Annotated in this window: 18 protein-coding genes; 15 read left to right on the forward strand and 3 right to left on the reverse strand. The window is 70.2% G+C overall.

Annotated elements, in window-relative coordinates; all coding sequences use genetic code 11:
- Window positions 1-11: 11 nt before the first annotated feature.
- The gene (locus tag ACFYRH_RS12235) at window positions 12-1,394 is read left to right on the forward strand and encodes a mannitol dehydrogenase family protein (RefSeq protein WP_387772388.1); all 1,383 of its coding nucleotides are present in this window, start codon (window positions 12-14) and stop codon (window positions 1,392-1,394) included.
- Here the strand turns inward: ACFYRH_RS12235 and ACFYRH_RS12240 are convergent.
- Window positions 1,369-2,901 (reverse strand): right-handed parallel beta-helix repeat-containing protein, encoded by a 1,533-nt coding sequence (locus ACFYRH_RS12240; RefSeq protein WP_387772391.1) that lies wholly within the window; start codon window positions 2,899-2,901, stop codon window positions 1,369-1,371. The two genes, ACFYRH_RS12235 and ACFYRH_RS12240, sit on opposite strands and share 26 nt — an antisense overlap.
- A 130-nt stretch (window positions 2,902-3,031) precedes the next feature.
- Window positions 3,032-4,750 carry a right-handed parallel beta-helix repeat-containing protein gene (locus tag ACFYRH_RS12245; RefSeq protein ID WP_387772394.1) on the reverse strand — a complete coding sequence of 573 codons (1,719 nt, stop codon included), beginning with the start codon at window positions 4,748-4,750 and terminating at the stop codon, window positions 3,032-3,034.
- A gap of 84 nt (window positions 4,751-4,834) precedes the next feature.
- On the opposite strand from ACFYRH_RS12245, the gene ACFYRH_RS12250 reads away from it, so the two are divergent.
- The 6 genes from ACFYRH_RS12250 to ACFYRH_RS12275 all read left to right on the forward strand — a co-directional run bounded on the left by ACFYRH_RS12250 (window position 4,835) and on the right by ACFYRH_RS12275 (window position 10,079).
- Window positions 4,835-6,043 (forward strand): glycosyltransferase, encoded by a 1,209-nt coding sequence (locus tag ACFYRH_RS12250; protein WP_387775245.1) that lies wholly within the window; start codon window positions 4,835-4,837, stop codon window positions 6,041-6,043.
- Between the two features lie 52 nt (window positions 6,044-6,095).
- Window positions 6,096-6,551 (forward strand): adenylyltransferase/cytidyltransferase family protein, encoded by a 456-nt coding sequence (locus ACFYRH_RS12255; protein WP_387772397.1) that lies wholly within the window; start codon window positions 6,096-6,098, stop codon window positions 6,549-6,551.
- Window positions 6,548-7,273: a CDP-alcohol phosphatidyltransferase family protein gene (locus ACFYRH_RS12260; protein ID WP_387772400.1), complete on the forward strand. Its 726-nt coding sequence runs from the start codon at window positions 6,548-6,550 to the stop codon at window positions 7,271-7,273. The genes ACFYRH_RS12255 and ACFYRH_RS12260 overlap by 4 nt, the downstream gene beginning before the upstream one ends.
- A complete protein-coding gene (locus ACFYRH_RS12265; RefSeq protein ID WP_387772403.1) occupies window positions 7,273-7,689 on the forward strand; it encodes an adenylyltransferase/cytidyltransferase family protein in 417 nt (138 codons plus the stop codon). Before ACFYRH_RS12260 ends, ACFYRH_RS12265 begins: the two co-directional genes overlap by 1 nt.
- Window positions 7,689-8,879 (forward strand): glycosyltransferase family 4 protein, encoded by a 1,191-nt coding sequence (locus ACFYRH_RS12270; RefSeq protein ID WP_387772406.1) that lies wholly within the window; start codon window positions 7,689-7,691, stop codon window positions 8,877-8,879. The genes ACFYRH_RS12265 and ACFYRH_RS12270 overlap by 1 nt, the downstream gene beginning before the upstream one ends.
- 249 nt (window positions 8,880-9,128) lie before the next feature.
- Window positions 9,129-10,079 (forward strand): type IV toxin-antitoxin system AbiEi family antitoxin domain-containing protein, encoded by a 951-nt coding sequence (locus tag ACFYRH_RS12275; protein ID WP_387772409.1) that lies wholly within the window; start codon window positions 9,129-9,131, stop codon window positions 10,077-10,079.
- Window positions 10,080-10,285: 206 nt separating this feature from the next.
- On the opposite strand, the gene nadA is transcribed toward ACFYRH_RS12275, so the two are convergent.
- On the reverse strand, window positions 10,286-11,467 hold the full coding sequence (nadA, locus tag ACFYRH_RS12280) for a quinolinate synthase NadA (RefSeq protein ID WP_387772412.1): 1,182 nt from the start codon (window positions 11,465-11,467) through the stop codon (window positions 10,286-10,288).
- Between the two features lie 82 nt (window positions 11,468-11,549).
- On the opposite strand from nadA, the gene ACFYRH_RS12285 reads away from it, so the two are divergent.
- The 8 genes from ACFYRH_RS12285 to ACFYRH_RS12320 all read left to right on the forward strand — a co-directional run bounded on the left by ACFYRH_RS12285 (window position 11,550) and on the right by ACFYRH_RS12320 (window position 19,712).
- A complete protein-coding gene (locus ACFYRH_RS12285) occupies window positions 11,550-12,152 on the forward strand; it encodes an NTP transferase domain-containing protein (RefSeq protein WP_387772415.1) in 603 nt (200 codons plus the stop codon).
- A gap of 38 nt (window positions 12,153-12,190) precedes the next feature.
- On the forward strand, window positions 12,191-13,066 hold the full coding sequence (locus ACFYRH_RS12290; RefSeq protein WP_387772418.1) for an AAA family ATPase: 876 nt from the start codon (window positions 12,191-12,193) through the stop codon (window positions 13,064-13,066).
- Between the two features lie 2 nt (window positions 13,067-13,068).
- Window positions 13,069-14,160: a VWA domain-containing protein gene (locus ACFYRH_RS12295; protein ID WP_387772421.1), complete on the forward strand. Its 1,092-nt coding sequence runs from the start codon at window positions 13,069-13,071 to the stop codon at window positions 14,158-14,160.
- Window positions 14,153-15,274: an XdhC family protein gene (locus ACFYRH_RS12300; RefSeq protein WP_387772424.1), complete on the forward strand. Its 1,122-nt coding sequence runs from the start codon at window positions 14,153-14,155 to the stop codon at window positions 15,272-15,274. Before ACFYRH_RS12295 ends, ACFYRH_RS12300 begins: the two co-directional genes overlap by 8 nt.
- 85 nt (window positions 15,275-15,359) lie before the next feature.
- Complete coding sequence (locus ACFYRH_RS12305; RefSeq protein ID WP_387772427.1) at window positions 15,360-15,830, forward strand: (2Fe-2S)-binding protein; 471 nt, start codon at window positions 15,360-15,362, stop codon at window positions 15,828-15,830.
- Window positions 15,827-18,211, forward strand: coding sequence for a xanthine dehydrogenase family protein molybdopterin-binding subunit (locus tag ACFYRH_RS12310; RefSeq protein ID WP_387772430.1), 2,385 nt, complete (start codon window positions 15,827-15,829; stop codon window positions 18,209-18,211). Before ACFYRH_RS12305 ends, ACFYRH_RS12310 begins: the two co-directional genes overlap by 4 nt.
- Window positions 18,208-19,062, forward strand: a complete 855-nt coding sequence (locus tag ACFYRH_RS12315) for an FAD binding domain-containing protein (protein ID WP_387772433.1) — start codon at window positions 18,208-18,210, stop codon at window positions 19,060-19,062. The genes ACFYRH_RS12310 and ACFYRH_RS12315 overlap by 4 nt, the downstream gene beginning before the upstream one ends.
- A complete protein-coding gene (locus ACFYRH_RS12320; RefSeq protein WP_387772436.1) occupies window positions 19,059-19,712 on the forward strand; it encodes an SRPBCC family protein in 654 nt (217 codons plus the stop codon). The genes ACFYRH_RS12315 and ACFYRH_RS12320 overlap by 4 nt, the downstream gene beginning before the upstream one ends.
- Window positions 19,713-19,729: the final 17 nt, after the last annotated feature.

Consider the following 19,729-nt stretch of genomic DNA (forward strand, 5'->3'; position numbering starts at 1 on the left):
GGTGTTCTGGTTTGAGCAGGCTGAGTCTCACCAATCTCCCCGTCGCCCCGGCGGTGGATCCGCGCGCGGTGTCGGTCGGCATCGTGCACCTCGGGATCGGTGCCTTCCACCGCGCCCACCAGGCCGTCGTCACCGAGCGGGCGGCGGTCGAAACCGGCGAGACCCGCTGGGGGATCACCGGGGTGAGCCAGCGCTCCACCACGGTCCGCGACCAGCTGGCCCCGCAGGACGGTCTGTACTCCGTCCTCGAGCGCGGGCTCGGCGATCCGACGGTCCAGGTGATCGGCAGCGTCCGCGAGGTGCTGACCGTGCCCGAGGACCCGGAAGCGGTGGTCGCCCGGATGGCGGACCCGGCGGTGTCGGTGGTGACGCTGACCGTGACCGAGAAGGGCTACCGCGCGACCGGGACCGGTCTGAACCTGGACGACCCGGAGATCCAGGCGGACCTGACCGGACGCCCGCCGCGGACGGTCGTCGGCCAGCTGGCGGCCGCGATCGCCCGCCGGGAGGAGCCGCTGACCATCGTGTCCTGCGACAACCTGGTCGCCAACGGACCGTTCCTGCGCAAGCTGGTGACCGACTACTTCGATGCCCTCGGCAAGGTGCCGGAGGTCTTCGAGGCGACCCGGTTCCCCGCCAGCATGGTCGACCGGATCGTGCCCGCCACGACCGAGGCGGACCGCGAGGAGGCGGCTCGTCTGCTCGGTGTCCGCGACGAGGCCGTGGTGGTCGCGGAGCCGTTCCTGCAGTGGGTGATCGAGAACGACTTCGCCGGTGAGCGGCCGGCGTGGGAGCGCGGCGGCGCGGTCCTCACCGCGGACGTCGCGCCGTGGGAGCAGGCCAAGCTGCGGATGCTCAACGCGACCCACTCGATGCTCGCGTACCTCGGTGCGCTGCGCGGATACGAGACGATCGCCGAGGCGGTGCGGGACGAGGAGCTTGGGGGGCTCGCGCGGCGGCTGATGACTGACGACGTCGTACCGACGCTGACGCCGCCCGACGGGCTGGACCTGGCGGCGTACGGCGCGACCGTGCTGGAGCGGTTCGCGAACCCGGCGCTCAAGCACAAGACCCGGCAGGTCGCGATGGACGGCTCGGTCAAGCTTCCGGTCCGGATGCTCGGCACCGTCAGCGACCGCCTGACGGCCGGTGCCGAGCCGCGGATGATCTCGCTCGCGGTCGCCGCCTGGATGGTCTACGTCCTGCGTACGCCGGACCTCGACGACCCGCAGGCGGACCGGCTGAAGGCCGCGGTCGCCGGTGCCTCGGAGCCGGCCAAGGTCGTCGATGCCCTGCTCGGGGTGGACTCCGTGTTCACGCCGGACCTGCGCGACTCAGCCGTGTTCCGCGAACTGCTGGTCGAGCACGTCAGCGCACTAACGGCAGGATCGTGAGTACGCCGGTCGCCTCGTCCAGCACCGCCTTGCCGAGGGAGAACACGCTCGCGGTGTCCTGACCCGTAGCGCGCCACTGTGGCGCGGTGTACCACTGGCCGGCCTTCTGGAACCGCTCGGCGGACAGGCTGTCCAGGATGTAGACGTTGTGGTTCAGCGTGACCTCGCCCGCCGGGATCGCCGCACCGGAGTTCTGCACCAAACCGGTCGCGGTGGTCCCGCCGCGCATCGTCACCTGGTTGCCGGAGACAACGATGTCGCGGAGCACGTTGGTACCCCACGGGCCGGAGCCGCGGGTCCGGGACTGGATCGCGATGCCGTTCACGTTGTTCGCCACCACGTTGTCGCGGACCTGCACGCCGCGGGACGTGTTGACGTTGATCCCGCCGCCGTCCCACAGCGACGTACCGGAGCCGCGGCCGGTGCCGAAGCCGTTGCCGCTGACCGTGTTGTCCGCGATCACGCCGTTGCGGCCGATCTCGTAGCGGATCCCGTCTGCGGCGTTGCCGACGATCTGGTTGTCGCTGAACGTCCGGTTGTCGTCGTACGCGTCGCTCCACAGGCCGACGCCGCGGTTGTTCTCGATCAGGTTGCCGCTCACCCGGCCGCCGCTCGACCAGGTGGTTTTCACGCCGCCGGACTCCCAGTCGGCGATCCAGAACCCGTCGGTGTTGTTGCCGCTGATCTCGTTGGCGGTGATCGAGCCGTTCAGCGTGCTGTACTGGCCGACGCCCAACTGGCCGTTGTCGTGGATCCGGTTCTTCTCCAGTACTGCGCTGTCCGCGTTCACCAGCATGGCGCCGACCGCGTGGTTCCAGCGGATGTCGTTGGCGAGCACGTGCCAGCCCAGGCCGAGCACGACCGCGCCGCCTTGTGGCGGGGTGGCGAAATGCTCGACGGTGAGCCCGCGAACGGTCACGCCGGTGCCGCCGGGCTCGATCGCGGTCGGCGTCTTGGACATCTCGATCGCATGGCCGACGGGCGAGTCGCCGAGGTAGATCGCGTTCGCCGCGTAATCGGCATAGAAGGTGCCGGGGGCAACCTTGTCGCGGGAAGCGACCCGCGTCAGGTGCTTGCCGTCGCGGAACACCTGCTCGCGGAGATGACAGATGTTCGCCTTGTTGTCCTCACACTGCCCCGTCTGCTCGTACGCCGGCGGCAGCGCGCCCGTGGTCGTCCAGGCACCGTTCGACGCGTTCCACCGGGTCAGCCGGACCGAGCCGGTCAGTACGGCGCCCTTGTCGCCGGCGAGCACCTGGTCGGACTTCGGGTGGATGACCTCGCTGATCCGGTGCACGCCGGAGGCGAAGCAGAACGTCGTACCGGTGGGCCATTTGGCGACGACCGAAGCGGCGTTGTCGGTGGTCCGGATCGGGACGCCGCTGCAGGCGGTCGCGAGCGCGGGACCGGTCTGGAACGTCCCGTCGGCGGGTGGTGCCGCGGCAGCGTGGACGGGCACGGTGCCGTAGGCAATCAAGCTTGCAACTACCAGAAGTGCGGTCTTCATAGCGGAGCCTCCGGTGGCACAGGTAGCCCTGAGCGCACCCCCCATGGCGCGGCTTCGCTTCGCACATTACCCCTACGTCACGTAGTCATGGCAATACGTAGCGCACAACTATGTTGCGAAGAGCAAGCGGTCAGTTCGCGAGGAAGCTACCGACCTCGTCGAGTCCGGCCGAGCGCCAGCCGGCCGCCGTCAGCTTGGTGCCGAAGCGGGCGAAGCGCTGCGTGCCGAGGTCGTCCAGGACGTACTTGTTGCCGCTGAACACCACCTCGCCGGCCGGGACCTCCGCGCCGGAGTTCTGCACCATGCCGGTCGCCTGGGTGCCGCCGGTCATCTCGATGACGTTCCCGCTGACCTGGACGTCGCGCAGCAGGTATGTGCCCCACGGGCCGCTGCCGCGGGTCCGGGACTGGATCGTCACGCCGTTCACGTTGCCGGACACTTTGTTGCCCTTGATCGTGACACCGGAAGACGTGTTCACGTTGATCCCGCCGCCGTCCCACAGCGACGTACCGGAGCCGCGGCCGGTGCCGAAGCCGTTGCCGGTGACCGTGTTGCCCTCGATGGTGCCGTTCCGGCTGATCTCGTACCGGATCCCGTCCGCGGCGTTGCCGACGATCTGGTTGTCGCTGATCACCCGGCCGTCGTCCGCGACGTCGGCCCACATCCCGATGCCCTTGTTGGACTTGATCACGTTGCCGCTGACCGTGCCCGAGGAGCGGGTGGACTTGATGCCGCCGGACTCCCAGTCCGCGATCCAGAAGCCGTCGGTGTTGTTCGAGCTGATCACGTTCCGGGTCACGGCCGCCGCGGCCGAGCTGTACTGCCCGAGGCCGAGCTGGCCGTTGTGGTGGATCAGGTTCCTGTCCACCTTCGTGTTGTTCGCGTTCACCAGCATCACGCCGACCGCGTGGTTCCAGCGGACGTCGTTCGCGGTCACCTTCCAGCCCGGGCCGGACACCACGGCGCCGGCCTGCGGTGCGCTGGCGAAGTGCTCGATGGTCAGGCCGCGGACGACGACGCCGGCGGCGCCGGACTCGATCGCGGTCGCCGTCTTCGACATCTCGACGTCGTGCCCGGCCGGGTTGCTGCCGAGGTAGATCGTGTCGGCCGCATAGTCGGCGTAGAACGTGCCGGGCTGCACCGCCGCGGCGCTCGCGACCCGGGTCAGGTGCGCGTCGTCGAGAAACAGCTGCTCACGCAGGTAGCAGATGTCCGCCTTGTTGTCCTCGCACTCACCACTCTTCCCGTACGCCGCCGGCAGCGCGCCGCGCAAAACCCACCGCGACCCGGAGGCTGTCCACCCGGTGAGCGGGACCGACCCGGTGAGTACGGCGCGCTGCGCGCTCGCGAGCACCTGGTTGGCCTTCGGGCGGATCGTGCTGCTGACCCGGTGCAGTCCCGCTGCGAAACAGAACGTCGTACCGGCCGGCTCGGAGTTCACGATCGACTGCGCGTCCTGACCCGGCTTGATCACCACGCCACTGCACGATCCCGCGACGGCCGGGCCGGCTTCGTCGGAGCTGACGGCCGGCGGCTTCGGGACAGTGGGCTCGACCGGCTTGGCCGCGGTGACGGGCGTCGTCGGCTTCTTGGAGGGGTGCGTCGACGCGCCGGGCTTCTTCGGCGCCGCGGTAGTAGCTGTGGTCTTCGGCTGAGTCTTGCCGGGCGGCGCAGTCGTGCTCGCGCCCTTGCCGGCCCGGTGCGACGGCAGCGTGCGAGCCGCGGCCTGCTCGGCGTCCGGGGCCTTGGCCGCGGTCGTCGCCTTGTTCTCGTTGGCGATCACGGGCAGCGCGACCGCGACGACGGCCAGCCCCGCAGCGACGAGCGCTGCGAACCACAACTTCCTCAATGCACTCTCCTGGGAGCGGGGAGACCAGGGTGTATCCGGTTGCGTGACGAGGGGGAGACTTAAGGTAGTGCCATGCGGGTCGCCATGCTGCACAACCGTTACCGGACCGGTCAACCCAGCGGCGAGAACACCGTCGTCGCGCAAACGGTTGATTTATTGCGCAGCTCAGGACATGAAATCGACCTGTACGCGCGAAACAGCGACGATATCGCCGGCTTCAGCCGAAAAGATCGCGCACTGTTACCGTTCCGCTCCGTCTGGTCATTTTCGGCGGAACGCGATTTAACACAGCTATTGCAAGCGCAGCGGCCCGATGTCGTGCACGTCCACAACACTTTCCCGCTGTTCAGCGCCTCGGTCCTGCGGGCGGCGTACCGGCTGGACCTTCCGGTTGTCGCGACTTTGCACAACTTCCGGCTGCTCTGTGCGAACGCGGTTCTGCAGCGCGACGGGCGGCCGTGCGAGTCGTGTGTCGGCAAGCTCCCGCTGGCGGCCGTGCGGCACGGTTGCTACCGCGAGTCGCGCGTCCAGACGTTGCCGCTGGCGACGAGCATCGGCGTCCACAACACCCTGCACACCTGGCAGCGGTCCGTCGATACGTTCGTCGTACCGTCGGAGTTCGTGCGCGACCGGTACGTCGCGGCGGGCTTCGACCCGGAGCGGTTCGTGGTGAAGCCGCACGCCGTACCGCACTCCGGTGAGACCCGCGCCGGCGCGGGCGACGGCGTGGTGTTCCTCGGGCGGCTGGAGGAGGACAAGGGCTTCGCCGATCTGCTGCAGGCCTGGGACTCCTCGCTCGGCCGGCTGGTCGTGGTCGGCGACGGCGCACTGCGGGCGGCGGCCGAGGAGCGGGCCCGGACGGACGCCTCGGTCCAGGTGCTCGGTCAGCTGCCGTGGGCAGACGGGATGGAAGTCCTGCGGTCCGCGCGCGTCGCCGTCGTACCGGCCCGGTCGTATGAGAGCTTCGGACTCGTGGTGGTCGAGGCCTTCGCGCACGGGGTACCGGTGGTCGCGTCCCGGCTCGGCGCGCTCGCGGAGCTCGTCGACGACGGCGAGACCGGGGCATTGACCGCGCCCGGCGACCCGGAGGAATTGCGGAAGGCGATCGGGTTGGTGGCTGATCCCGAGACTTCGATAGCCTTCGGCGAACGAGCCCGCCAGGTCTACCTGAAGCGCTTCAGCCCGGAGCGTGACGTGCAGGCCACGGAAAGGATCTACACCGATGCGATCGCCCGGCACGCCAGCAGCGGCCGGACGCGCATGGGACGCCGGGCGGGTCGTGGGCAGGATTGACATCGCGGGCGCTGGGGGCGGCGTCGCGCCGGAGGGAATCCAGGAGTTCGGTGTGGGGGATAGCGCGGTGGGGGATGGCGGTTCGCTGCGGATCGGGTGCGTGGCCGGGGTCTTCGACCTGTTCCACGTCGGTCATGTCGACGTGCTCGAGCGGGCCCGGCGGCACTGTGACCGGCTGGTGGTGGCCGTGCTGTCCGACGACTGGGCACTGAACGCCTGGGGCGGGCGGCCGATCGTGCCGTTGCCCGAACGCGTGCAGATCATCGAGCACCTGCGCTGCGTCGACGAGGTTGTTGCTGTGGACGACGTTCGGCCCGAGCGGCTGATCGGCGTACTGGGGGCGCGGACCGTGTTCGCCGCCAGTGCCGCGGACGGCGTGCTGAGTGTGACCGAGCTGGACGGGGTCCCGGCGGAGCTGATCACCGTCCTGCCCGCGGGGCGCGAGTCCACGAGCCCGATCCTGCGGGCCGCGATCGATCAGCGGCAGTCGCGCCGTTCGGTCGCATGACGACGTTGCGGGAGACGGTCGCGCAGCTCTCCCAGGCGCAGAAGCCGTCGGCCGGTACGCCGGCGTACTCGCGGTTCGTGAACCGGCGGATCGGGCGGGTGTTCGCGGCGGCCGCGTTCCTCGGTGGCCGGACGCCGAACCAGGTCAGCCTGGCCAGCGGGTTCTGTTCGCTGATCGGGATCGTGCTGGTGGCAACGGTCCGGCCGTCGTTCGGGCTCGCGCTGGCGGTGACCGCGCTGCTCGTGCTCGGGTACGGGCTGGACTCCGCGGACGGGCAGCTGGCCCGGTTGCGGGGCGGCGGCTCACCGCTCGGCGAGTGGCTGGACCACATGATCGACGCGGTCAAGATCGTGTTGCTGCACAGCGCCGTACTGATCTCGTTCTTCCGGTTCGATGCCTTTGACAACGATCTGGTGCTGCTCGTGCCGCTGGCGTACGTGTGCATGTCGTCGGTGCTGTTCTTCGGGCTGATCCTGATCGACCAGCTCCGCCGGCGGCACGGTGCGGCCGCGCAACCCAACACACGTGGCGATTCCGTGGTCAAGTCGTTGCTGATCGCACCGACCGACTACGGCGTACTCTGCCTGGTGTTCCTCGTGTTCGGCAGCCCGTCGGTGTTCGTCGTGCTGTACGGCGCCCTGCTCGCGCTCAACCTGCTGTTCCTGGCGGCCGCGGTCGCGAAGTGGTACCGGGAGATGGCGGCGCTGGGAGCGCAGGCCTGATGGCGGTCGTCGGGTATGCGCCCGGGGTGTACGACATGTTCCACATCGGGCACCTGAACATCCTGCGCCGGGCCCGCGAGCACTGCGACCACCTGATCGCCGGCGTCGTCGAGGACGACGTGGTGGCCCGGATCAAGGGCCGCCCGCCGGTGGTGCCGCACCAGGAGCGGATGGACGTGATCCGGGCGCTCGACCTCGTCGACGAGGTGGTCAGCGACTGGTCCAGCGACAAGTTCGAGATGTGGGAACAACTCCGGTACGACGTGCTTTTCAAGGGCGACGACTGGAAGGGAACCGAGAAGGGGACCAGACTGGAGAGGCTGCTGGGTGAGGTCGGCGCACAGGTGCACTACTTCCCGTACACCGCCTCCACCTCGAGCACCGATCTGCGCAGGCTTCTGGAGGGGATGAACTGATGCCTGGCCGGCCGAAGGTACTGCTCAGCGCGTACGCCTGCCGGCCGACCGGTGGGTCGGAGCCCGGCGCCGGATGGGCGTGGGCGAAGGCCGCGGCGCGTGATCACGACGTCTGGTTGCTGACCCGCGGCAAGTTCGTGCACGAGATCCACGAGGAACTCGCGGCGCGGCCGGTGCCCGGGCTGACCGTCGTACCGCTGGAGATGCCGCGCTGGATCCTGCGGCTGCGGCGGCGGCCGGCGGACGTGTACTGGTACTACCCGTTGTGGCAGGGCCTGGCCCGGCGGACCGCCCAGCGGCTGCACGCCGAGCATGACTTCGACGTGATCCACCATCTGACCTTCGCGGTGGACTGGATGGGCGCCGGGGTGGTGGAGGAGTCCTCGGCCAAGGTGATCTGGGGCCCGGTCGGCGGTTCCACGAACGCGCCGCTCGCGATGGCGCACTGGCTGGGGCCGCGGGGCGTCGTGGGGGAGTTGGTACGGCGCGCGTACACCGGACTGCGGCGGCGGGTGACCGGACGCCGGATGGCCCGGACCGCGGACCTCATGGTTGCGCAGAACAACGACGTCGCCGAGGCGTTCCGCCCGTACGCGCGGGAGATCGTCGTCCAGCCGAACGTCGCGATCCGGCGCTTCACCGCCTCCGGCCCCTACGAGCCGTTCGGTGCTCCGGGCATCAAGACGGCATTGTTCGTCGGCCGGCTGATCCCGTGGAAGGGCGTGCTGCTGGCGATCAGTGCGCTGGCCCGCCCGGAGGCCGCCCGCTGGGAGCTCCGGATCATCGGCGACGGGCCGGACTGGGGCCGCGCCGAACGGCTGGCGTGGGAACTGGGCGTCCGCGACCGGGTCGAGTTCATGGGCGCGTTGCCGCGTGACGAAGTACTCGCCGCGATGTTCCGCGCCGACGCCCTCCTGGCCCCCGCCTTCCGCGAAGCCGCCGGCTGGGCCGTCACCGAGGCCCTCGCGTCCGGCTGCCCGGTCGTCTGCGTCGACCGCGGCGGCCCCGCCGTCATCGTCGGCCCCGACGAGGGCGTCACCGTCCCCTGGAAGGGCGACGTAGTAGGCAACCTGGCCCGCGGCCTGGCCTCCCTCCACACCCGCATCACCCCCGTAGACCGCTGGGGCCCCGACCGCCTCCCCGACCTCCTAGCCAAGTGGTACACCCCCGCCCGAGTCCCCCACCAGTAACCCCCCCCCCAACCCCCCCCCCCCCCACCCCCCCCCCCCCCCCCCCCCCCCCCCCCCCCCCCCGCCCCCCCCCCCGGCCCACCCCGCTTTTTGGGGCCGGGCCCACAAACCGGGCGGGTTGGCCCCCCGAAATTTGCTGACGCACCCCACACCTTGAGGGGCCGGCCCCTCAAACGGCGCTTGGGTGGGTTTTCCACAGGTGACGTGAAAGGGTCCCTGGGGCTGCGGGATTCGGGTCATCATGGGCTGATGAATCCGATGCTGAAGCTCGTCGCATCCGGTCAGGGCGGCGTCTTCAGCCGGAGCCAGGCTTTCGAGTGCGGGTACACCCCGCAGGAGCTCCGGGATCGCGTCCGGTCCGGTCGGTGGGAGCGCCTGCGCCACGGTCAGTACGCCGAGGCTGTCGATCTGGGCGCATTACCGATCTGGGATCGCGAGCTGGTCCGGCACCGCCGCCTGGTCTTCGCGGCGATGAACTCGCTGCGGACAGGAGCCGTTGCCGTCAGCCATCAGTCGGCGCTGGTGCTGCATCAGTTGCCACAATGGGACCTGGACTTGTCCGAGGTCCATCTCAGCCGGTTGGACGAGCGACGGCACAGCGGCCGGGTGGCCGGTGTTCGCCATCACCGCGGCAGGATCTCGCCGGCCGACCTCGTCCAACGCGACGGTCTGCCGGTGACGACGGTGGCCCGCGCCATCGTGGAGACAGCCTGTACGACGTCCTTCGAAGCTGCCGTGGTCATCGTCGACGCCGCGCTGCGCGACCACGCGATCGGCGAGGCGGAACTGCTCCGGCTCCTGGACGCGATCGAGTTCTGGCCAGGAGGCCCGACGGCTCGGTCCGCGATCCGCTTCGGCGACGCGAAGTCGGAGTCTGTCGGCGAGTCGCGCCTTCGAGTCCTGATGCACAACCACCGCCTCCCGCGACCGGAACTACAGGTTGTCTACGAAGACGCGGACGGTTTCGTCGCCAGGGTGGACTTCGCCTTCCCGGAGTACGAGACCGTCGTGGAGTTCGACGGCAGGACGAAGTACGCCAGTGGCTCGCCGGACGTCCTCTTCGACGAAAAGGTCCGCGAGGACCGCCTTCGGGCGCTGGGGCTGCAGGTCGTCAGGGTGCGATGGTCGCACCTCGCCCAACCGTCCCGCACGGCGGCCGCCATCCGCGCCGCCTTCGCCCGCTCCCGCCGCACCGCCTAACCCGCGCACCGCCAGCCCGCGCACCCGGCCCCGGCACCGCCGACGTTTGAGGGGCCGGCCCCTGAAGTGGTGGCTGTGCTGACCATATTTCGGGGGGCCAACCCACCGTTTGAGGGGCCGGCCCCTCAAACGAGGCCGGGCCGTCGAGCGGGCGCGGGCCGTCGCAGCGGGCCGTCGCAGCGGGGCGGGCGAATGGGCGGGGCGTGTTAGTCGCGGGTGGGTTTGGCGGGGAGGGCGAGCATGCGGTCGAGGGCGAGTTTGGCGTGCTGCTCGGTTTCCGCGTCTACGTGGATGGGGTTGACCACGTGGCCGGCGACCAGGTTTTCGAGGGTCCAGACGAAGTGCGGGAGGTCGATGCGGTTCATCGTCGCGCAGTAGCAGACCGTCTTGTCGAGGAAGACGATGTTCTTGTCGGTGTGCTGCTTCGCGAGGCGCTGCACCAGGTTGAGTTCGGTGCCGACGGCCCACGACGTACCGGGCTCGGCGGTCTCGAGGGTCTTGATGATGTACTCCGTCGAGCCCACCAGATCCGCCTTCGTGACGACCTCGTGGCGGCACTCGGGGTGCACGATCACGTTCACCCCGGGGACTCGCGCGCGGACGTCGTCGACCGACTCGGCGGTGAAGCGGCCGTGCACCGAGCAGTGCCCGCGCCACAGGATCATCTTGGCCGCCGCGAGCTGCTCGCGGGTCAGGCCGCCACCCGGCTTGTGCGGGTCGTAGACGACACAGTCCTCGAGCGAGAAGCCCATCTGCAGTACGGCGGTGTTCCGCCCGAGATGCTGGTCGGGGAGGAACAGCACCTTCTCGCCCTGCTCGAAGGCCCATTCGAGGGCGGTCTCGGCGTTGCTCGACGTACAGACGACGCCGCCGTTGCGGCCGCAGAACGCCTTGATGTCCGCGCTCGAGTTCATGTAGGTGACCGGCACCGTCACGTCCGCGACACCGGCGTCGGCGAGCGCGTCCCAGGCGGCCTCGACCTGCTGGATGCGGGCCATGTCGGCCATCGAGCACCCGGCCGCCAGGTCCGGCAGGATCACGGTCTGGCGAGAGTTGGTGAGGATGTCGGCCGACTCGGCCATGAAGTGCACACCGCAGAACACGATGTACGGCGCGTCCGGCCGGGCGGCCGCGTCGCGGGCGAGTTTGAACGAGTCACCGGTGACGTCCGCGAACTGGATCACCTCGTCGCGCTGGTAATGGTGCCCGAGCACGAACACCTGGTCGCCCAGCGCCTGCTTCGCCTTCAGCGCCCGCTCGACCAGGTCCGGGTCGGAAGCGGGCGGAAGGGCGCCCGGGCACTCGACGCCGCGCTCCGAGTGCGGGTCGGTGTTCTGCCCGAGGAAGAGCAGCGGAAGGGACTTCGAGCCGTCTGCGATCGTCGTCACGTCAGACATCGTGCCACGCCCCCGGCCCGGCGCCGCGTGGCGCACCTCACTGCTCAGAGTGTGAAATCAGTACGCTCCTGATGTGAAGAACGCAGCGCGCTCGGAGGCGGGCATCGCGGGGCTGGTTCTCGCCGCGGGTGCCGGGCGCCGGATGGGCCGGCCGAAGGCGCTGATCCGCGCTGCGGACGGCGTTGCCTGGGTGGTCCGTACGGCGCGGGTGCTGGGCGAAGCGGGTTGCTCCCCGGTCGTGGTGGTCGTCGGAGCCGCCGCCGATGACGTGCGCGCCGAGCTGTCCGGAGAGCCGGTCACGGTGGTCGAAGCGACCGACTGGGCCGAGGGCATGAGCGCCTCGCTCCGAGCCGGTCTCACGTACCTGCGCACGGCGTCCGCGGACGCCGTCTCGGTGGTGACGGTGGATGTCCCGGGCCTGACGCCAGAGGTCGTACGGCGGGTTGACGCGCGGGCCGGGAGCGCGGTCCTGGCCCGGGCCATGTACGACGGACGCGTCGGCCATCCGGTGCTCATCGGGAGGGAACACTGGGACGGCGTGGTCGCGGTGGCGCACGGGGACGAGGGGGCTCGGCCGTATCTGCGGGGTCGTGACGTCGTGGCCGTGGAGTGTGCGGATCTGGCGGACGGGCTGGACGTGGATACCGTCGAGGAGCTGCCGCCCGGCCACGGGTGAGGGTTGGCAGCGCGGCTCAGTAGGTGAATGCTGAAGGAGTGAATGCCGTCGGCTCGGCGGCGGAGCTCGCCGAGTGTCTACGGACGACCGGGTACCTCGCCGGCGAAGGCCTGGCCACGGTCGGGTATCTCGCGCTCGCACTGCGCCGCCCGCTCCTGCTCGAGGGTGAACCGGGCACCGGCAAGACCTCGCTCGCCGCGGCCCTCGCCGAAGCCCTCGACCTGGAGCTGATCCGGCTGCAGTGCTACGAGGGCATCGACGCCTCCCAGGCGCTCTACGACTGGGACTTCCCGCGCCAGATCCTGCACCTGCGGACCGTCGAGGCGACCACGTCCGACGCGGCCGTCGAAGAAGTGGAGAAGAGCCTGTTCGACGAGCGCTTCCTGCTCTCCCGGCCGGTCCTGCGGGCGCTGCGCGAGAGTCCCGCCGTACTGCTGGTGGACGAGATCGATCGGGCCGACGACGAGTTCGAGGCGTTCCTGCTGGAGGTGCTGTCGACGTACGAGGCGACGATCCCGGAGCTCGGCACGATCACCGCCGAGGTGCCGCCGATCGTCGTGCTGACCTCGAACCGGACCCGCGAGGTGCACGACGCGCTCAAGCGCCGCTGCTTGTACCACTGGATCGACCACCCTGGGCTGGCGCGTGAGGTGGAGATCGTGCGCACCCGGTTGCCCGAGGTCTCGGCGCGCCTGGCGGAGCAGGTCGCGCGCTCGGTGCAGCGGATGCGGGAGCTCGACCTGCTGAAGCCGCCGGGGGTCGCGGAGACCCTCGACTGGGCTCGCGCGCTCGGTGCGCTCGGCACCGAGATCCTCGACGTCGAGACCGCGGCCGCTACTCTCGGCGCCGTCCTCAAGTATCGCGAGGACACCGATCGGGTCCGCGAATCCCTCGACCGATTGCTGGCGAGCTGACCATGACAGCGGATCCCGACGTCGCACTGGCCGGTTTCGCCACCGCTCTCCGGCACGCCGGTCTCGCGGTCACCGCTGACCGCGTACATCTGTTCCTGCAGGCGGTCGCGGCGCTCGATCCCACCCTGACGACCGACGTCTACTGGGCCGGTCGCGCCGCGCTCTGCACCGGCCCGGACGACACCGCGAGGTACGACGACGTCTTCGCCGCCTGGTTCATCGGCGACCGCGCGGGTGGCGTCGTACCACGCCGTACTCCGCAAGCGTCCGCGCAGGCCGCGCTCGGCGACGGCGCCGAGGGCGAGACCGGCGACCGCACACTGAACGTCTCCGCGAGTACGACGGAAGTCCTCAGACACCGCGATGTCGCCGAACTCTCCGCGACCGACCGCGCCGACCTGGCGCGCCTGTTCGCGACCCTCCGCCCGAAGATCCCGGTACGCCGCGCGAACCGCCGGCGCCCGTCGCACCGTGGCGAGATCGACCCCCGCCGCACGCTGCGCGCCCAACTCCGCCAGGTCGGCGAACCGGGCCCCGTGCACTACCGGCGACGCGGCGTGCGGCCGCGGCGGGTCGTCGTACTCATCGACGTGTCCGGCTCGATGGGCCCGTACGCCGACAGTCTGCTGCGGCTCGCGCACACGTTGGTGCAGCGGGCGCCACGCTCGGTCGAGGTCTTCACGATCGGTACGCGTCTGACCCGGGTGACGCCGGCGTTGCGGCGACGTGATCCCGAGTTCGCGGTGCGGGCGGCGGGGGACGTCGTACCGGATTGGTCGGGTGGGACGCGGTTGGGGGAGGTGCTCAAGGTGTTCCTGGATCGATGGGGCCAGCGCGGAACCGCGCGGCGGGCCGTGGTGGTGGTGTGCAGCGACGGATGGGAGCGGGGCGACGCTGGATTGCTCGGCGCGCAGATGCGGCGGCTGGCCGCGCTCGCGCACCGCGTCGTCTGGTTGAACCCGCATCGCGGGAAACCGGGGTACGAGCCGGTGCAGGCCGGGATCGTCGCCGTGCTCCCGCATCTCGACGACCTCGTCGCCGGCCACAGCCTGGCCAGCTTCGGTGAGCTTCTGGAGGTGGTCGCCGATGCGTGACGTGCTCGATCGGTTGCTGACCTGGTGGCAGGCGGGGGAGTCGGTTGCCGTCGGCACCGTCGTGGCGACGTTCCAATCGGCGCCCCGGCCGCCGGGCGCGGTGATGCTGGTCGGCCCCGGCCTGGAGGCGGTCGGCAGCGTGTCGGGCGGCTGCGTCGAGGGCGCGGTGTACCAGCTCGGCGAGGAGATCCTGGAGTCCGGTCAACCGGTCCTGCAGCGGTACGGCGTCAGCGACGAGTCGGCGTTCGCGGTCGGACTGACCTGCGGCGGAATCATCGACGTGTTCGTCGAGAAGGTCGACCGTACGTCGTTCCCGGAACTCGGTGACGTGGCGGCGGACATCGCGGCGGGCCGGCCGGTCGCGGTGGCGACCGTGGTGGCACATCCGGAACCGGCCAGGATCGGGATGCGACTGGTGGTCCGGCCGGAGGGCGAACCGACGGCGGGTGGTCTCGGTTCGGAACGCGTGGACGACGCGGTCCTCGACGACGCACGCGGCCTGCTGGCGAACGGGCGCACGGAGACGTTGGAGTACGGACCGGACGGCCAGCGGCGTGGTGAGGGCATGCGCGTTTTCGTCTCGTCGTACGCACCTGTGCCGCGTTTGCTGGTGTTCGGGGCGATCGATTTCGCAGCTGCGGTTGCGCGACTCGGCTCGTTCCTCGGCTATCGCGTGACGGTGTGCGATGCGCGGGCGGTGTTCGCGACGGCGTCCCGATTCCCTTCCGCGGACGAGGTCGTGGTCGATTGGCCGCACCGCTATCTGGGCGGCGAGGCCGCGGCGGGGCGGATCGACGACCGGACCGTGATCTGCGTCCTGACGCACGACCCGAAGTTCGACGTACCGCTGCTGGAGGTGGCGTTGCGGTTGCCACAGGTCGCGTACATCGGAGCGATGGGGTCGCGGCGGACGCACGAGGATCGGCTGAAACGCTTGCGGGAGGCGGGTCTGAGCGAGGCCGAGGTCGCGCGGCTGGCGAGTCCGATCGGTCTCGACCTCGGCGCGCGGACGCCGGAGGAGACCGCGGTCAGCATCGCGGCGGAGATCATCGCGCAACGCTGGGGTGGCGCCGGTCAACGACTGTCGGGTGCCGCCGGACCGATCCATCACTGATCCACCACAGGCCGACTCTTGTGGTCGGTGTCACACGAGCGCAGGATCGAACGTACGGCGATAGCTGACATCGGGAGGCGGGGCGATGAGCCGGATCACGGTGATGGTCGACGGAAGCAGCTTCACTGACGAAGTGGAGCCGCGCACGCTGCTGGTGCACTACCTGCGCGAGCAGCTGGGAAAGACGGGCACTGTGATCGGTTGCGACACCGGGAACTGTGGTGCCTGCACGGTCCACCTCGACGGGCGCAGCGTGAAGTCCTGCTCGCTGCTCGCGGTCCAGGCCGACGGTCACGAGATCACCACGATCGAAGGGCTCGCGACCAACGGTCAGCTGCACCCGATGCAGCAGGCGTTCCACGAGAACCACGCGCTGCAGTGCGGTTTCTGCACGCCGGGCATGATCATGCAGTCGATCGATCTGCTGGCCGACAACCCGGATCCGAGCGAGGAGGACGTGCGGCTCGGCATCGAGGGCAATCTCTGCCGCTGCACCGGCTACCAGAACATCGTCAAGGCGGTTCGCGCCGCGGCGGCGGGTGGGGGTGCGCAATGACCGCCACCGAGCAGCGTCCTACCGCCGAGATCGGCACCCCGCGCAAGCGCAAGGAGGACGCCCGGCTGATCACCGGCCGGACCCGCTGGACCGACAACATCGTGCTGCCCGGCATGCAGCACATCGCGATGGTGCGCAGCCCGTTCGCGCACGCCCGGATCACCGCGATCGACACCGCCGCGGCGAAGGCCTCGACGGGGGTCGTTGCCGTGATCACCGGTGCCGACATCGCCGACGAGCAGGGCGGGCTGCCGAACGCCTGGGCCGTCGTCTCCGACCAGCAGGCGCCGAACCACCCGTCGATGGCCGTCGACCACGTCGCCTTCGCCGGTGAGATCGTCGCGATGGTCGTGGCCCGGACCGCGGCCGAGGCCAACGACGCGGCGGACCTGGTCGACGTGGACTACGAGGAGCTTCCGCCGGCGCTCGAGCTGCGCGCCGCGGCCCGGGACGAGGTGCTCGCGCATCCGGATCTCGGCACGAACGTGTCCGCGGTCTGGTCGTACGACTCGGCCGCGTCCGGCACCGGCGGCGACGTCGAGGCCGCGATCGCCGCCGCCCGGGACGGCGGCATCGTGATCGAGGAGGACTTCCGCCAGCAGCGGCTGATCCCGGCGTTCATGGAGCCGCGGGCGATCGTCGTCGATCCGACCACCGAACAGATGACCGTGTGGACGTCGACGCAGGTACCGCACTTCGTGAAGATCTTCATCGCGCTGGTGCTCGGCATCCCGGAGAGCAAGATCCGGGTGATCGCGCCGGACGTCGGCGGTGGTTTCGGCGGCAAGCTCCAGTTCACGCCCGAAGAGGTGCTCACGGTCATCGCGGCCCGGCGGACCGGCAAACCCTGTAAGTACAACGAGTCCCGCTCCGAGTCGTTGATGGCCGCGCACCACGGCCGGGACCAGTGGCAGCACGTCACGCTGGCCGCGAACGCCGACGGCACGGTCACCGGGCTGAAGGTGGAGCTGATCGTCAACATGGGTGCGTACCTCGGCCTGGTGACGTCGGCGATCCCGCTGCTCGGGGCCTTCATGTACAACGGGATCTACAAGTTCCCGGCGTACCACCTCGGGATCACGAACGTCTTCACGAACACGACCTGGACCGACGCGTACCGCGGCGCCGGCCGGCCGGAGGCGACGTACGCGATCGAGCGTTCGATGGACGAGCTCGCCGCCCGGGTCGGGATCGACCCGCTGGAGATCCGCGAGCGGAACTGGATCAAGCACGAGGAGTTCCCGTTCTCGACGGTTGCGGGTCTGCAGTACGACTCCGGCAACTACGAGGCCGCGACCGCGAAGGCGCGCGAGCTCTTCCGGTACGACGAGTTGCGCGCCGAGCAACGCAAGCGGCGCGAGTCCGGTGACCCGGTGCAGCTCGGGATCGGCGTGTCGACGTACACCGAGATGTGCGGGCTGGCGCCGTCGCGCTGGCTGGGCTCGATGGGGTACGTCGGTGGCGGCTGGGAGCACGCCGCGGTCCGGATGCTGCCGACCGGGAAGGTCGAGGTCGTCACCGGGACGAGTCCGCACGGGCAGGGCCACGAGACGGCGTGGAGTCAGTTGGTCGCTGACCGGTTGGGCGTCGCGTTCGAGGATGTCGAAGTACTGCACGGTGACACGCAGGTCGCCGTTCGCGGCCTGGACACCTACGGCTCGCGGTCGCTCGCGGTCGGCGGGATGGCCGTGCTGGCCGCCGCGGACAAGGTGATCGAGAAGGCGAAGCCGATCGCGGCGCAGCTGCTCGAGGCGAACGTGGACGACCTGGAGTTCTCCGCCGGCCGGTACGGCGTCCGCGGGACCGAGGCCGGGATGACGATGGCCGAGCTGGCGTTCGCGGTGTTCCAGGGGCACAAGCTCGACGGATCGGCCGAGGGCCACCTGGACGCCGACGCGACCCTGGACCCGGACGACTTCTCGTTCCCGCACGGCACGCACCTGTGCGCGGTCGAGGTCGACACCGAGACCGGGGCGACGACGATCCGTTCGTACGTGAGCGTCGACGACGTCGGCGTCGTGGTGAACCCGCTGATCGTCGAGGGGCAGGTGCACGGCGGGCTCGCGCAGGGCATCGCGCAGGCGCTCTTCGAGGAAGCGGTGCACGACGAGAGCGGGACGCTGGTCACCGGCTCGTTCGACCAGTACACGTTGCCTGGGGCCCCTGATCTGCCGAGGTTCGAGACCGCGCGGACAGAGACGCCGGCGACGACGAACCAGCTCGGCGTGAAGGGGGTCGGCGAGGCCGGGACGATCGCGTCGACGCCGGCTGTGGTGAATGCGATCGTCGACGCGCTGCGGCCGCTCGGCGTGACCGACGTACCGATGCCGTGTACGCCGTACCGGGTGTGGAAGGCGATCCAGGACGGAGCGAAGTCATGATTCCGGCGGCGTTCGAGTACTACGGACCGGAGACCGTCGACGAGGCGCTGGCGTTGCTGCGGGAGCACTCCGACGCGAAGGTGCTGGCCGGCGGGCAGAGCCTGATGCCGGCGCTGCGGTTGCGGCTGGCGGCGCCGGAGTCGATCGTCGACCTCGGGAAGATCGGCGAACTGCGCGGTGTCCGCGACGACGGCGACGCGCTGGTGATCGGCGCGATGACGCCGCACAGCGTGGTGCAGCACGACCCGCTGGTGCGCGAACACGCGCGGCTGATTTCGTTGGCCACCGCAACGGTCGGCGATCCGCAGATCCGGCATCGGGGAACGTTCGGTGGGTCGTTGGCGCACGCCGACCCGGCCGCCGACCTGCCCGCGGTCGCGGTCGCCCTCGACGCGTCGTTCGTGATCGCCGGCGCCGACGGACGCCGTACCGTGCCCGCGGCGGACTTCTTCCAGGGCGTGTTCAGTACGGCGCTCGCGGAGGACGAGCTGCTGATCGAAGTACGGGTGCCCAAGTACACCGGGTGGGGCGCGCACTACGAGAAGTTCAACCGGGTAGCGCAGGGCTGGTCGATCGTGTCCGTCGCGGCGGCCGTCCGGCTGGACGGCGACACCATCGCGGAGGCGCGCGTCGGGCTCGGGAACATGGGTGCGACGCCGGTCCGGGCGACCGCTGTCGAGCAGGCGCTGGTCGGGCAGCCGGCCACCGCCGATGCGGTGCGCGCCGCGGCGGCGCGGGCCGCGGACGGGACGTCGCCGGTCAGCGACGCCGACGGTGATGCGGACTACCGGCGGCACCTCGCGACGGTCCTCACCCGACGGGCAGTCCTCGCGGCGGCAGGTACGGCGTGAAGCTCGAGCACAGGTTCGTCGTACCGGCGCCCGTCGAGCAGACCTGGGCCGCGTTCAACGACCTCGAACGGGTGGTGCCGTGTTTCCCCGGCGCCACCCTGGAGTCGTACGAGGGTGACGAGTTCACCGGTGCGTGCAAGGTGAAACTCGGGCCGGTGTCGCTGCAGTACAACGGCAACGGCACCTTCGTCGAACGCGACGAGGCGGATCATCACGCGGTGATCGAGGCCAAGGGCAAGGACCGCCGCGGCAACGGTACGGCGAGCGCGCGCGTGACGACCCGCCTCACCGGCACGGCGGACGGTACGACGGAGGTCACCGTCGACACCGACCTGACGATCACCGGGCGACCGGCGCAGTTCGGGCGCGGCCTGATCCAGGACGTCTCGAACAAGCTCCTGGACCAGTTCACAGCGTGTCTCACCACAAAACTCGACACAGCCGCCGCCGAGGCGGCGTCCCCGGATGGCCGTGCCGCCGGCCCGACGCAGGCCGCCGAGTCGGCCGCCGACGCTCCGTCTGAGGATTCGCCCGAGCCACTCGCCCTCGATCTCGGGAGTACCGTCCTCCCAGTCCTGGCCCGCCGCGCGGCGCCGTACCTGATCGGTGCCGTCCTGGCGCTCCTGATCAGACGCCTGATCCGTCGCTGACTCCGATCACGCGGTCT

This window comes from Kribbella sp. NPDC004875, assembly GCF_042873375.1.
Classification (GTDB): Bacteria; Actinomycetota; Actinomycetes; order Propionibacteriales; family Kribbellaceae; genus Kribbella.